The organism is Symbiobacterium terraclitae (assembly GCF_017874315.1).
Lineage (GTDB): Bacteria > Bacillota > Sulfobacillia > Symbiobacteriales > Symbiobacteriaceae > Symbiobacterium > Symbiobacterium terraclitae.
The window spans coordinates 141,217-154,353 of record NZ_JAGGLG010000002.1; the positions used below are offsets into that span (position 1 = coordinate 141,217).

17 protein-coding genes are annotated in these 13,137 nt (G+C 70.2%); 16 read left to right on the forward strand and 1 reads right to left on the reverse strand.

Going from position 1 to position 13,137, the window contains the following annotated elements:
* The first annotated feature begins 14 nt into the window (after positions 1–14).
* The 8 genes from J2Z79_RS02160 to J2Z79_RS02195 all read left to right on the forward strand — a co-directional run bounded on the left by J2Z79_RS02160 (position 15) and on the right by J2Z79_RS02195 (position 6,190).
* Entirely contained in the window at positions 15–392 is a 378-nt protein-coding gene (locus tag J2Z79_RS02160; protein WP_209465211.1) for a holo-ACP synthase, read from the forward strand.
* Complete coding sequence (locus J2Z79_RS19065; protein ID WP_209465212.1) at positions 389–1,948, forward strand: NAD(P)H-hydrate dehydratase; 1,560 nt, start codon at positions 389–391, stop codon at positions 1,946–1,948. Before J2Z79_RS02160 ends, J2Z79_RS19065 begins: the two co-directional genes overlap by 4 nt.
* A gap of 30 nt (positions 1,949–1,978) precedes the next feature.
* Entirely contained in the window at positions 1,979–3,112 is a 1,134-nt protein-coding gene (gene alr / locus J2Z79_RS02170) for an alanine racemase (RefSeq protein WP_209465213.1), read from the forward strand.
* Between the two features lie 74 nt (positions 3,113–3,186).
* A complete protein-coding gene (locus J2Z79_RS02175) occupies positions 3,187–3,435 on the forward strand; it encodes a ribbon-helix-helix protein, CopG family (protein ID WP_209465214.1) in 249 nt (82 codons plus the stop codon).
* A 14-nt stretch (positions 3,436–3,449) separates the two neighbouring features.
* The gene (locus tag J2Z79_RS02180; protein ID WP_209465215.1) at positions 3,450–3,812 is read left to right on the forward strand and encodes a type II toxin-antitoxin system PemK/MazF family toxin; all 363 of its coding nucleotides are present in this window, start codon (positions 3,450–3,452) and stop codon (positions 3,810–3,812) included.
* Between the two features lie 97 nt (positions 3,813–3,909).
* Positions 3,910–4,635, forward strand: a complete 726-nt coding sequence (locus tag J2Z79_RS02185) for a gamma-glutamyl-gamma-aminobutyrate hydrolase family protein (RefSeq protein ID WP_209465216.1) — start codon at positions 3,910–3,912, stop codon at positions 4,633–4,635.
* Between the two features lie 2 nt (positions 4,636–4,637).
* Positions 4,638–5,702, forward strand: coding sequence for an asparaginase (locus J2Z79_RS02190; protein ID WP_209465217.1), 1,065 nt, complete (start codon positions 4,638–4,640; stop codon positions 5,700–5,702).
* Positions 5,703–5,971: 269 nt separating this feature from the next.
* Positions 5,972–6,190: an alpha/beta-type small acid-soluble spore protein gene (locus J2Z79_RS02195; protein ID WP_209465218.1), complete on the forward strand. Its 219-nt coding sequence runs from the start codon at positions 5,972–5,974 to the stop codon at positions 6,188–6,190.
* Positions 6,191–6,270: 80 nt separating this feature from the next.
* Here the strand turns inward: J2Z79_RS02195 and J2Z79_RS02200 are convergent, their stop codons facing one another.
* Entirely contained in the window at positions 6,271–6,465 is a 195-nt protein-coding gene (locus J2Z79_RS02200; protein WP_209465219.1) for a hypothetical protein, read from the reverse strand.
* A 97-nt stretch (positions 6,466–6,562) separates the two neighbouring features.
* Between J2Z79_RS02200 and J2Z79_RS02205 the strand changes: the two genes are divergently transcribed.
* The 8 genes from J2Z79_RS02205 (at position 6,563) to rnhA (ending at position 13,128) form a co-directional block, all read left to right on the forward strand.
* Positions 6,563–7,144, forward strand: a complete 582-nt coding sequence (locus J2Z79_RS02205; protein WP_209465220.1) for a DUF1444 family protein — start codon at positions 6,563–6,565, stop codon at positions 7,142–7,144.
* Positions 7,122–7,415, forward strand: a complete 294-nt coding sequence (locus J2Z79_RS02210; protein ID WP_209465221.1) for a hypothetical protein — start codon at positions 7,122–7,124, stop codon at positions 7,413–7,415. The genes J2Z79_RS02205 and J2Z79_RS02210 overlap by 23 nt, the downstream gene beginning before the upstream one ends.
* A 14-nt stretch (positions 7,416–7,429) precedes the next feature.
* The gene (locus J2Z79_RS02215; protein ID WP_209465222.1) at positions 7,430–9,802 is read left to right on the forward strand and encodes a Tex family protein; all 2,373 of its coding nucleotides are present in this window, start codon (positions 7,430–7,432) and stop codon (positions 9,800–9,802) included.
* A 177-nt stretch (positions 9,803–9,979) separates the two neighbouring features.
* Positions 9,980–10,753, forward strand: a complete 774-nt coding sequence (locus tag J2Z79_RS02220; protein WP_245301958.1) for an enoyl-ACP reductase FabI — start codon at positions 9,980–9,982, stop codon at positions 10,751–10,753.
* A 285-nt stretch (positions 10,754–11,038) separates the two neighbouring features.
* Positions 11,039–11,512 carry a tRNA (adenosine(37)-N6)-threonylcarbamoyltransferase complex ATPase subunit type 1 TsaE gene (gene tsaE / locus J2Z79_RS02225; RefSeq protein ID WP_209465224.1) on the forward strand — a complete coding sequence of 158 codons (474 nt, stop codon included), beginning with the start codon at positions 11,039–11,041 and terminating at the stop codon, positions 11,510–11,512.
* The gene (gene tsaB, locus J2Z79_RS02230; RefSeq protein WP_209465225.1) at positions 11,493–12,230 is read left to right on the forward strand and encodes a tRNA (adenosine(37)-N6)-threonylcarbamoyltransferase complex dimerization subunit type 1 TsaB; all 738 of its coding nucleotides are present in this window, start codon (positions 11,493–11,495) and stop codon (positions 12,228–12,230) included. The genes tsaE and tsaB overlap by 20 nt, the downstream gene beginning before the upstream one ends.
* Positions 12,197–12,682, forward strand: a complete 486-nt coding sequence (rimI, locus tag J2Z79_RS02235; RefSeq protein ID WP_209465226.1) for a ribosomal protein S18-alanine N-acetyltransferase — start codon at positions 12,197–12,199, stop codon at positions 12,680–12,682. The genes tsaB and rimI overlap by 34 nt, the downstream gene beginning before the upstream one ends.
* A 2-nt stretch (positions 12,683–12,684) precedes the next feature.
* The gene (rnhA, locus tag J2Z79_RS02240; RefSeq protein ID WP_209465227.1) at positions 12,685–13,128 is read left to right on the forward strand and encodes a ribonuclease HI; all 444 of its coding nucleotides are present in this window, start codon (positions 12,685–12,687) and stop codon (positions 13,126–13,128) included.
* Positions 13,129–13,137: the final 9 nt, after the last annotated feature.

The following is a 13,137-nucleotide window of genomic DNA, read 5'->3' on the forward strand; positions in this document are numbered from 1 at the left end:
GGAGGTGCTTGGGCGTGATTCTGGGCACCGGCGTCGACATCGTGGAGGTGGCGCGCTTGCGCCGCGCGCTGGAGCGGCACGGCGACCGCCTCCTGCGCCGCCTGTTCACGGAAGGCGAGATCGGCTACTGCACGTCGAGCGAGCCCCATCGGGCGGCCCGGCTGGCCGCGCGCTTCGCCGCCAAGGAGGCGGCGCTCAAGGCCCTGGGGCTGGGGCTCCGGGAGGTGCGCTGGACCGACGTGGAGGTCCGGCGCGACGCGCTCGGCCGCCCCTCCCTCCACCTTTCCGGCCGCCTGGCGGAGCTGGCTTCGGCGAAGGGCGCAACTCGGTTTCATCTTTCGCTGTCTCATACGCAGGAGTACGCGATCGCACAGGTGGTGGTGGAAGCGTGAAGGTCGTTTCCGGAGAGCAGATGCGGTCGATCGAGACACGCCTCTTCGACCAGTACGGGTTTTCCTCCGCGGTCCTGATGGAGCTGGCCGGGCGGCAGGTGGCGCTGGTGGCCCGGGAGATGATGGAAGGGCTGTCCGGGCCGGTCGTCGTGGTCTGCGGCAAGGGCAACAACGGGGGCGACGGGCTCGTCGCCGCCCGCTGGCTGCGCCACTGGGGCTTCCGGGTCTCCGCCGTCGTCTGGGCGTCGTTCGACGACCTTCCGCCCGATGCCGCCGGCGCCCTGCATGCGGCGCGCATGGCCGGCGTAACCATCTTGATGCCGGCCCAGGCACAGGAGGCGCTCCAGGGCGCCGCCCTGATCATCGACGCGGTGCTGGGCACCGGCTCCGTCGGCTCCGCCAGGGGCCAGGCGGCGGAGGCCATCAAGCTGATCAACGCCGCCCGGCGGCCGGTGCTGGCTGTGGACATGCCCTCCGGGATCGGCACCAACACCGGGCGCGTGGACGGGCCCGCCGTGCGGGCCGACGTCACCGTCACCTTCGGCCTGCCCAAGCTCGGGCTGTTCCTCTTCCCCGGGGCCGATCTGGCCGGCCGGGTGATCGTGGTCGACATCGGGCTGGACGAGAAGGCGATCGAGGCGGAGAACATCCAGGTGGAGCTGACCAGGGCGGAGATCGCCCGCGCCTGGCTGCGCACCTACAGCCGGGACGCCCACAAGGGCACGCGCGGCCGCGTGTTCGTCGCCGCCGGCTCCCGCGGGATGACCGGCGCCGGGGCCCTGGCCGGCGAGGCCGCGCTCCGGGTCGGTGCAGGGCTGGTCACCGTCGCTGCGCCCGAGAGCTCGCAGCCGGTCATCGCCGCCCTCCGGCCCGAGTTCATGACCCTCGCCCTGCCCGGGTCGGCGGCGGGGGGCTTCAGCGCGCGGGCCGCGGAGCTCTTCCTCCAGGCGGCGGCCAGGGCCGACGCGCTGGCGGTGGGGCCCGGCCTGGGCACCGATCCCGAGGCCCAGCTGTTCACGCGGGCGGTGGTGGCCGATGCGACCGCGCCGCTGGTGCTGGACGCCGACGCGATCAAGGCTTTCTCCGGCTGCCCGGAACTGCTGGCCGAGTGCCCGATGCCGCTGGTCATCACCCCCCACCCCGGCGAGATGGCCCACCTGCTGGGCCTCTCGGTGGAGGTGGTGCAGGCCGACCGGTTCGCGGCGGTGCGCCGGGCGGCCGAGGTCACCAAGGCGATCGTGCTCCTGAAGGGCGCCTACACGCTCATCGCCGAGCCCGGGGGCGAGGTCTACATCAACCCCACGGGCAGCCGGGTGCTGGGCACCGGCGGATCGGGCGACGTGTTGACCGGCGTGATCGCCGGATTGCTCGCGCAGGGCCTGGGGGCGCCGGAGGCGGCTGCGGCCGGGGCTTTCCTGCACGGCCTGGCCGGCGACCGGATCGCCCAGCGGATGGGCGAGGACGGCGTGCTGGCGAGCGAGATCGCGGCCGAGCTGCCCGCCGCACAGCGCGACCTGCGCGCGGGCCTGCCCGACGTGATCGAGTTCCGGGGATAGGGAGAGAGAGCGAGAACGGGAGGAGCCACGATGGATCTGGACCGAATGCGCCCGACCTGGGCGGAGATCAACCTGCGCGCAATCAAGGCCAACGTAGCAGCACTGAAGAAGGCATCTCGGGCTCCTCACCTCATGGCGGTGGTGAAGGCGAACGGGTACGGCCACGGTGCGGTTCCGGTTGCGGCCGCGGCCGTGGAGGCGGGCGCCGACTGGCTGGGCGTCGCCACCGTGGAGGAGGGGGTCACCCTGCGCCGCAGCGGGCTGACCGCCCCGATCCTGGTGCTGGGTTACGTCTCCCCCGGACAGGCCGAGACCGTGATCACCGAGGGGCTCAGGGTGGCGCTCTTCGACGGCGAGCTGGGCCAGGCCCTCAACAAGGCCGCCCGGCGCCTGCGCCGGAAGGCGCGCGTCCACGTGAAGGTCGACACCGGCATGGGCCGCGTCGGCTTCCAGGTGGAGCAGATGGACGCCATCGCCCGCCACCTGGCCGGCCTCACGCACGTCGAGGTGGAAGGGGTCTTCACCCACCTGGCGGCCGCCGACGAGCCGGAGAACCCGTACACGCAGCACCAACTGCAGCGGTACGGGGAGGCCCTGGCTGCGCTGGCGGCGGCCGGCATCCGCCCGTCCATCCGCCACGCCGCCAACAGCGCGGGGCTCATGCTGCATCCCGAGGCGCACTACGACATGGTGCGGACCGGCATCGCCATGCTGGGGCTGCCGCCCGATCCGGACGTGGCGTGGCCGGTGCCGCTGACGCCGGCCCTGTCCTGGAAGACCCGTGTGGGGCTGGTGAAGTGGGTGGAGGCCGGGCAGTCGATCTCCTACGGCTGCACCTACACGGCGAGGGCCAGGGAGCAGATCGCCACGCTGCCGGTGGGCTACGCCGACGGGTACTCCCGCCGGCTCTCCAACCGGGCGGAGGTGCTGATCCACGGCCGGCGCTGCCCCGTGGTCGGCCGGGTGACGATGGACCAGACCATGGTGCACGTGCCGGACGACCTGCAGATCCAGGTGGGCGACGAGGTGGTGCTGATCGGCCGCCAGGGCGACGAGGAGATCACGGCGACCGACCTCGCCCGGTGGAGCGGCACCGTGAACTACGAGATCGTCTGCTCGATCTCGCCGCGCGTGGCCCGGTTTTACCCGCCTGAGGACGAATAGGGCTGACCCTTTGACCTTTCGCCGCGACTGTGTATAGACTGAAGAAGAAGGCTGACCCCGGGAGGAGGTGCTCCATGGCCGCTAGCCGGCGCATCGTGGTCACGGTGCCTGCGCCGCTGCTGGAGCAGGTCGACGTCCTGGCCGCCATGGCGCAGACCGACCGGAACGCCCTCATCCACGAGGCTTTGCGAATCTACGTGGAAGAAAGGAAGAAACGGGACATGCGGGAGCGGATGAGGCGGGGCTATCGGGAGATGTCCCGCATCAACCTGACTCTTGCGGAGGAAGGGCCGATCTTCGAACGGATCGGCAGCCTGCCCTGAGCGGTCCCGGGCCCATGAGCAGACCACTTCAAATTCGGCGGGGCGACGTCTTCTACGCCGACCTGAGCCCTGTCATCGGCTCGGAGCAGGGGGGCGTCCGGCCCGTGCTGATCCTACAGAACGATGTCGGCAACAAGTACAGTCCCACGGTCATCGTCTCGGCGATTACCAGCCAGATCGAGAAGGCCAAGCTGCCCATCCACGTGGAGTTGAACGGGGAGCAGTACGGCCTCGAGCGGGACTCTGTGATCTTGCTGGAGCAGGTTCGCACCATCGACAAGCGGCGGCTGCGGGAACGGGTGACGCACCTGGGCGGGGATATCATGCGCCAGGTCGACGATGCATTGATGATCAGCCTCGGACTGAAGGAGTTCTGACGTATGGCTGGGGCATCTGCGTGGTGGACCCGGGAGTCCGGCTCATGGACCCCGGGTTTCTCACGCGGGGCAGCCGAAGCGGAGGAGGATGGGACCCATGGAACCGCTCATCGGTGTAACCGCGAGCAGTCGCTGCCTCGAGGAGCCGGGACAGGACTGGCTCTACATCCCGCACGATTACTTCCGGGCAATCCGGCGGGCGGGGGGGATTCCGGTGATGCTGCCCCTGGTGGCCGACGAGGCCGAGGCCGCCAGGGTGCTGGACAGGCTCGACGGCCTGCTGCTCTCGGGCGGCGACGACCTGGACCCGTCGTTGTACGGCGAGCTGCCCCTCCCTGGGCTCGGGATGGTGGACCCGGCGCGCGATGCGGCGGAGCTGGCCTACGCCCGGGTGGCCGTCGCCCGCGACATGCCGACGCTGGGCATCTGCCGGGGCCACCAGGTGCTGGCGGTCGCCTTCGGCGGCACCCTCTGGCAGGATCTGCCGTCGCAGGTCCCGGGCTGTCTGAAGCACAAGCAGCAGGCGCCGAAGGACCACCCCACCCACCCGGTCTCCATCGCTGCCGGCACGCGCCTCGCCGCCTTGCTGGGCACGGAGCGGCGGGTCAACAGCCGGCACCACCAGGCGGTGAAGCGTCTGCCCGACGGCTGGGTGGAGAGCGCCGTTGCGCCCGACGGCGTCAACGAGGCCATGGAACACCCGGGTCGGCGGTTCGCCCTATCGGTGCAGTGGCACCCCGAGAACCACCAGGGGCGCCCGTACAACTTCGACCCGCTCTTCGATGCGTTTATCGCAGCAGCAGTTGAAAAAGGAGGAAGGTAGCTGTGGCACCCGTGGTCGTGGAGTGGACGCGGGGTCCCCTTGTGGAGTCGCAGGCGCGCGGCGACGCCGCCGTGGTGGATGCGACCGGCCGGATTCTGTTCAAGGTGGGCGACGGGTTGAAGGTGACATACTGGCGCTCGGCGGCCAAGCCCGTCCAGGCGCTGCCGGTAATCGCCTCCGGGGCGGTCGACCGGTTCGGCCTGGCGCCGGAGCACGTGGCGGTGATGGCCGCCTCCCACAACGCCGAACCCGTGCACGTGGAGACCGTCCTGGAGGCCCTCAAGCGTGCCGGCCTCTCCCCGGACCTGCTCCAGTGCGGGGCTCACCCGCCGATGGACCGGGAGGCCGCCGCGGCCCTGCAGGCCGCCGGCCAGGAGCCGGGGCGCGTCCACTCCAACTGCTCGGGCAAGCACACGGGCATGCTGGTGCTGGCCAAACACCTCGGGCTGCCGCTGGAGGACTACCTGGAGCCCCAATCGGCCGTCCAGCAGCTGATCCTGCAGTGCGTCGCCCGGGTCGCGGCGATTCCCGCACACTCGATCGCCATAGGCGTCGACGGCTGCGGCGTGCCCGTCTTCGGCATGCCGCTGCGCCACATGGCGCTGGCGTACGCCCGCCTGGCCGATCCCGACCACCTCGACGCGGAGGACCGGGAGGCCGGCCTGCGCATGCGGGCGGCGATGTGGGCGCATCCTTACCTGGTGGCCGGCCGCGGGCGCATCTGCACCGACCTGATGAGCCTGCCCGGACGCCGCTTCCTGGGCAAGTCCGGCGCCGAGGGCGTCTACTCGGTGGGCCTGCCGCCGGAGACCGTCGCCCTGTCGCCGGTCCTGCGCGCAGCCGGAGCGGTGGGCGGCGTCGGCATCACCGTGAAGGCCGAGGACGGCCGCGCAGACGTCAGCCAGCTGATGGCGGTCGCGATCCTGGACCAGCTGGGCCTGTTGACCGCCGAGGACCGTGCGGCGCTGGCGCGCTACGGCCCCGGGCCGATCACCAACTACGCCGGCCGCGTGGTCGGCGAGCGGCGCGCGGCGTTTGCGCTTACGCCGGCGGAAGTGACGGTATAGGGCGGCCCGTTCCCATCTGTTCCAAATGCGCGGCCGCGGCTGTGCGCGGATCCTCCACGCGGCAAACACCTGGCGCCGGCCGGTCTCAGCGCCCAACTGAGACAGGCCTTTACTTCGCCGGCGCATGCAGCCACAGGACGACGGCAAGCGAGCGGCGTGACCGCAGCCATGGGACAAGCCATGTGCATCGCGCGTCAACCAGCATCTGGTCGTCATAACGCGGCGCTTCTGGCGGCAACATAATGACCGTCAGGAGGTGAGAAGCGAAAATGGCGAACAACAATAGCAACGAGGTGCTGGTCTCCTCGGCCCGGAACGCCCTCGAGCAGCTGAAGTTCGAGACGGCCGCTGAGCTCGGCATCCCGAACTACAACCAGCAGTACAAGGGCGACCTGCCCAGCCGTGTGAACGGCTCGGTCGGTGGGTACATGGTGAAGAAGATGATCGCCCTGGCCGAGCAGCAGCTGAACGGCGGCACCACCCGGTAACGGCGTCCGCCCGGCTGACTGACTCCTCCGGGAAACGCGGGAAGGGGGCTTCGGCCCCCTTCCCTACTTTTCTTGACGTTCTATCCGCCGATTGGTAAACTCTTCTCGCCTGCGGCGTCCAGCTGGCATGCCCGCTCAGCCATCTCCGCCCGGGTGATCACACCCTTGGTCACCAGGAGGTCAATGAGGGCGGCGAGGGCGAGGGCAGACTTGTAGTCGACCTCCTTCATGTCGGCCAGGGTCGCATACAGGTCGATGGTGTCGCGGGCCTTCATCGCGGGTCACCTCCAACGCGGTACACCTGGGAGTATCGACCAGCGTCGGGTGGCCTAAACACGACGAGCGGCACCCACCTCACCGGGAGGGATGCGAATGAAGCTGATGGAGCAGGAGTTCGCGGAGATACGCGACCGGCTCTTCCCGCTCATGATGGACCCTGTGCAGATTCAGGAGAAGGGCCAGGGGCAGATGGTCAGCGGCCAGATCGCCGAGGGGCTGTTCGCCATCTACGGCATCGAGGAGCCGGGCGACAAGATCCGCTACGTCACCTACCAGGACCTGCGGGACTGGGGCGTCAGCCACACGACGGTGCACCTCACCGCCGTGAAGAACCTGGAGGAGCGCACCCGGGGCCGGCGCGTGACCAAGCTGGACACGCCGGAGGGCGGCCGCCCGATGTTCATCTGGGCCCTGCAGGACGGCTACGACGCGGCCCGCATCCTGCTGCCGGAGTGGCTGCACGACTTCGCCGAGGCCGTGGATGGCAACCTCGTGCTCGGCGTGCCCCACCGGAACTGGCTGGTGGCCATTGGCGACGCCGACGCGCAGCTGCTGAACGTGGTCCAGCGACGGGTTGCCCTCGAGCACCGCGGGGCCGGGTTCCCGGTGAGCCCATACCTCTATACGTTCGACGGCGAGAGGATTCATCGCTATGTGCGGAAGCCGCGCGGGTGAGGAGCGGTTCCTGGCGCGGCTGGCGGAGGCGATCCGTGCTGCCGGCGGCGCCGATTACGAGGGGGAGCGCGCACGGGAACTGGCCCGGACTGTCTGGGACCAGCTGGGCGGGGCCGGACCCGATGACTTCCCGCACATGGCTCAGTACGACGATCTGCGCTTCGTCATCCAGTGGGACGAGCAGCCGCCGGTGATGTTCGTCATGCTCTGGGACGGGGAGATGTGGCGCGACATGGCGCGGCTGGTCCTTCCAGGCCGGCCGCAGGCGTAGGAAGGTGGAGACCGATGAGCCACGATGCGATTCATGTCCGACTGGCCCGGGAAATGGGGCTGACGATCGCCCAGGTGGAGCGCTGCGTCGCCCTGCTGGACGAGGGGAACACCGTCCCCTTCATCGCCCGCTACCGGAAAGAGGCCACGGGCGAGATGGACGAGACCCAGATCCGCACCCTGCAGGAGCGGCTGGCCTACCTGCGCAACCTGGAGGCCGAGAAGGAGAAGGTCCTGCGGGTGATCGGCGAGCAGGGCAAGCTCACCCCCGAGCTGGAGCAGGCCATCCGCCAGGCCGAGAAGCTGCAGGAGGTGGAGGATCTCTACCGGCCCTTCCGGCCCAAGCGGCGCACGCGGGCCATGATCGCCCGGGAGCGGGGCCTGGAGCCCCTGGCGCAGCAGATGCTGGCCCAGGCGGAGAAGACAGGCTCGCCCGAGGAGATCGCGGCCGCATACGTCAACCCCGAGCTGCAGGTGGAGTCGCCCGAGGACGCCCTGGCCGGCGCCCGCGACATCGTGGCCGAGATCGTCTCCGACGACGCCGCCGTCCGCAAGATGGCCCGGGAGCTGACCGCGGCCAGGGGCGTCGTGAAGTCGGTGGCCAGCGAGAAGGGTGACCCCGAGAAGGCGCAGGAGTTCGAGATGTACTTCGACTTCCAGGAGCCCCTGCGTACCCTCCCGCCGCACCGGGTCCTCGCCCTGAACCGGGGCCGCCGGCTCGAGTGCCTGAAGGTGACCCTCGAGGCCCCGGCCGACGAGATCATCGCCCGCATCGAGCGGCAGTACATCACGGGCCGCTCCATCTGGGAGAACCAGCTGCGGGAGGCCATCGCGGACGCCTACCGGCGCCTGATCGCGCCCTCCGTCGAGACCGAGGTGCACGGCGAGCTGACCGAGAAGGCGGAGGAGCATGCGATCCGGCTGTTCGCCGTCAACCTGCGCAACCTGCTCCTGCAGCCCCCGATCAAGGGCCTCACCGTGATGGGCATCGATCCCGGCTACCGCACCGGCTGCAAGCTGGCGGTGGTGGACGAGACCGGCAAGGTGCTGGAGACCGGGGTCATCTACGTCACCCTGGGCGAGCGGCAGCGGCAGCAGGGCGAAGAGGTCCTGATCCGGCTCGTGGACAAGCACAAGGTGGACCTGATCGCCATCGGCAACGGCACCGCGTCCCGGGAGACCGAGCAGGTGGTGGCCTCCGTCATCCCCCGCTGCAGCCACCCGACCGCCTACATCATCGTCTCCGAGGCCGGGGCCTCGGTCTACTCGGCGTCGAAGGTCGCCCAGGAGGAGTTCCCGGACTTCGACGTGACCCAGCGCTCGGCCGTCTCCATCGCCCGCCGGGCGCAGGACCCACTGGCCGAGCTGGTCAAGATCGACCCTAAGTCGATCGGCGTGGGCCTCTACCAGCATGACGTCGACCAGAAGCGGCTGGCCGAGCAGCTCGGCGCCGTGGTGGAGTCGGTGGTCAACGCCGTGGGCGTCGACCTCAACACCGCCTCGCCCTCGCTCCTGCAGTACGTCGCCGGCATCAAGGCCTCGGTGGCCCGGGCTATCGTGGAGTACCGCGAGAAGAACGGCAAGTTCCGGAGCCGCAAGGAGCTGCTGAAGGTCGCCGGCCTGGGGCCGAAGGCGTTCGAGCAGTGCGCCGGCTTCCTGCGGGTGACCGACGGGGTCGAGCCGCTGGACAACACGGCCGTGCACCCTGAGTCCTACGCGGTGGCCGAGGCCATCCTGAGGGCCGTCGGCGCCACCCGCGAGCAGCTGATCGGCCACGGCCAGGCCGGCCTGCGGGATGCGCTGAAGCGGCTCTCGCCCGAGAAGGTGGCCGCTGAGCTGGGCGCCGGCGTGCCCACGGTGCGCGACATCATCGAGGCGCTGCAGAAGCCGGGCCGCGACCCCCGGGACGAGCTGCCCAAGCCCATCTTCCACACTGAGGTGCTGAAGATCGAGGACCTGAAGGTGGGCATGGAGCTGATGGGCACCGTGCGGAACGTGGTCGACTTCGGCGCCTTCGTGGACATCGGCGTGCACGAGGACGGCCTGGTGCACATCTCGCAGCTCTCGCACAAGTACGTGAAGCACCCCTCCGACGTGGTTGCCGTAGGCGACATCGTGCGGGTGCGGGTGATCGAGGTGGACCTGAAGCGGCAGCGCATTGGCCTCACGATGAAGCTGGGCGACCCGCCCGCGGAGGAGCGTCCCGCCGGGCCGCGGCCGGCCTCGGGTGAACGCCGCGGTGCGCCGGGAGGGCGCCGGGGGGCGCCGGGCGCAGGCGGGTCCGGCGAGCGGCGGAGTTCCGCGAGGCTGGAGGAGCAGCTCGAGGCCCGGCAGACGAGTCTTGAGCAGCAGTTGAAGGCCCTGCAGAACAAGTTCAAGAGGCTTTGATGCAACGGGGGCGGGTAATCCCGCCCTCTGGTTGTTCTCTGCTGGGCAATCGCCCCCGGGTGCGCTGCGCCGTGGGACAGCGTCGCCTTGTAATAGGGATGGTAAACTCGCGAGTAATAGGCTATTATTAGTACCAGGTGTTAATACAGGGAGAGGGAGAGGTGCGCCGTGGGACTGATGACCGGCAAGAAGTGCCTCGTGATGGGCGTGGCCAACAAGCGCTCCATCGCCTGGGGGATCGCCCGGGCGCTGCACCGGGAGGGGGCAGAGCTGGCCTTCACCTACGTGAACGACCGGCTGAAGGAGAACGTGGTCGAGCTGATGGAGACCCTGGAGGGGCACGAGGCCATGCCGCTCCTGCCCTGCGACGTGGCCCAGGACGGGCAGATCGAGGCCGCGTTCGCGGCGCTGAAGGAGCGCTGGGGGAAGCTGGACGTGCTGGTCCACTCCATCGCCTTCGCCCGCACCGAGGACCTGCAGCGCGACTTCCTGGACACGCCCCGGGAGGGGTGGCGCATCGCCCAGGAGATCTCCGCCTGGTCGCTGGTCGCCGCGGCGCGTGGAGCCAGGCCGCTCATGCAGGCCGCCGGCGGCGGCTCGATCATGACCCTCAGCTACCTGGCGGCCGAGCGGGTGGTCGACCGCTACAACGTCATGGCGCCGGCGAAGGCGGCGCTGGAGTGCAGCGTGCGCTATCTGGCCCACGAGCTCGGCCAGTACAACATCCGCGTCAACGCCATCTCCGCCGGTCCGCTGAAGACCCTGGCGGCGAGTGCCGTGAAGGGCATCAGCACGATCCGGGACATCGTGGAGGAGCGCGCGCCGCTGCGCCGCAACATCACGGTGGAGGAGGTAGGCGACGTCGGCCTCTTCCTGGCATCGGACCTCTCGCGGTGCATCACGGGCGAGACGATTTACGCCGACAACGGTTTTCATATCATGGGCCTGTAGCCCGCAGGCCCGGGCGTTCTGGGGCGAGCCGGTCTGCCTCTGGCCCGCCTGCGGCTTCGCCGGGGAACGCGGCGGTGCGAGGCGACCCGGGGCTGACTGCCCGAGGAACGATCACGGTGCGAAACCGACCCCCGGAGGGCGGAGCTGGCGCCCGGGAAGCGCCCCGCCCACGGGGGTTGTCCGCGTGCCGGGTTGCCAGTTCTCGGCTTGCGCTCCCCTTTTTGCTTGACCCGCTGGCCCGGGACGCCCAGAATAGGTCTTGACCGGTCTTGGGAGGATGAACGCATGGTTCGCATATACAGCAGAAGTCCGGAAGAGACCCATGCGCTGGGGCGCTGGCTGGGCGAACGGCTGCGGCCCGGGGACTTCGTCGCCCTCACGGGCGACCTGGGGACGGGCAAGACCGCGCTCTCCGCCGGCATCCTGGCCGGCCTCGGCGTCCGCCGGACCGGAGGCAGCCCGACTTTCACGCTGCTGTGGGAGTACGAGGGCCGCATCCCGGTCTTCCACTGGGACGTCTACCGTGTGGAAGACCCGGCCGAACTGGACGACCTGGGTTACGAGGAGTACTTCTTCGGCGGGCAAGGCGTCAACCTGGTCGAGTGGGCCGACCGTGTACGGCAGCTCTGGCCCGACGAGGTACTGGAGATCGCACTGAGCTACGGGGCCGGCGATCGGGAGCGGGTGATGGCGTTCACCGGCTCCCGGCGCTACCGGCCCCTGCTGGAGGATTTGGCGCATGCGGGTTTTGGCCTTTGACACCGCCACGGCCGCCTGCACCGTCGCGGTGGTCGACGGCGGGCGGGTGCTGGCGGAGCTGACGCTGCAGGTTCCCCGGGCCCACTCCACCCGTCTGATGCCGCTCATCGCCCAGGCCCTGCGGGAGGCCGGGATGGAGCGGCGAGATCTGGATGCGATCGCCGTGGGCGTGGGCCCCGGCTCGTTCACCGGCCTGCGCATCGGTCTGGCCACCGCCAAGGGGCTGGCGCTGGCGCTGGACATCCCCGTGGTTCCCGTATCCACGCTGGCGGCGGCGGCCTACGGCACCGGCGCGCAGACCGGGCTGGTGGTGCCGCTCTTCGACGCCAAGCGGGACCAGGTGTTCACCGCCGTCTACGCGGCCGGCGACCGGGACCCGTCCACCTGGGCGGAGCTGCTGGGCCCCGCGAACCTGCACGTGGACGAGCTGGCCGAGCAGGTGCGCTCGCTGCGGGCCGGCCGGGACGACACCCGGCAGTTCGTCACCCTCTGCGGCGACGCCGCCGAGGTGCACGCCGCGCGCCTGGGCCTGGGTCCGGCGGTGCGGTGCGCGGCGCCTGGCGCGCTGCTGCCCCGGGGTTCGGCGGTGGCGGCGCTGGGCCTGAGCCTCCTGGAGCGGGGCGGGGCCGTGGCCCCCGACGCGCTGGCGCCTGTCTATCTGCGGAAAAGCGAGGCGGAGAGCCTGTGGGAGAAGCGGAAGTCACCATCAGCCCCATGACCCCGGCCGACCTGGACGAGGTCATGGCCATCGAGCACCTGTCCTACCTCACCCCCTGGTCGCGCGACGCCTTCGCGTCGGAGCTGCTGCAGCGCTACACCGTCTACCTGGTGGCCCGGGAGGGGCAGCGCGTGGTGGGCTACGCCGGCATGCACGTCATCTGGGAGCAGGCGCACGTGACCAACATCGCCGTCCACCCGGAGTGCCGGGGGCGCGGGTTTGGCGAGCGGCTCCTGCGGGAGCTGATGCGCGTGGCCCGGCGGAAGGGCGTCAGGCAGATGACCCTCGAAGTCCGGGTCAGCAACGCACCCGCCCAGGGCCTCTACCGCAAGCTGGGCTTCGTCACCGCGCCCGGAGCCGTCCGCAAGGGCTACTACACCGACACCGGCGAGGACGCCATCGTGATGTGGAAGGAGCCCCTGGACGAGACCGGGCAGGAGGGGGCGGTCTGACCGTGCGGGAAGTGGTCATCTACACCGACGGCGCCTGCTCGGGAAACCCCGGGCCCGGCGGGTGGGGCGCGGTGCTCCTGGCGGGGGAGCACCGCAAGGAGCTTTCGGGCTTCCATCCCCACACCACCAACAACCGCATGGAGATCCAGGCGGCCATCTCGGCCCTGCGGGCGCTCAAGTACCCCTGCAGGGTGAAGCTCTACTCCGACAGCGCCTACCTGATCAACGCCTTCCGCCAGAACTGGCTGGAGAACTGGCAGCGGAACGGGTGGGTCAACAGCAGGAAGGAGCCGGTCGAGAACCAGGACCTGTGGCGGGAGCTGCTGGAGGCCGCCCGGCCCCACGAGGTAGAGTGGATCAAGGTGAAGGGACACGCGGACAACGCGGAGAACAACCGGTGTGATGAGCTGGCCCGCGCCGCCATCGCCGCCGGCACGCAGAGCTGACCGCTGAAG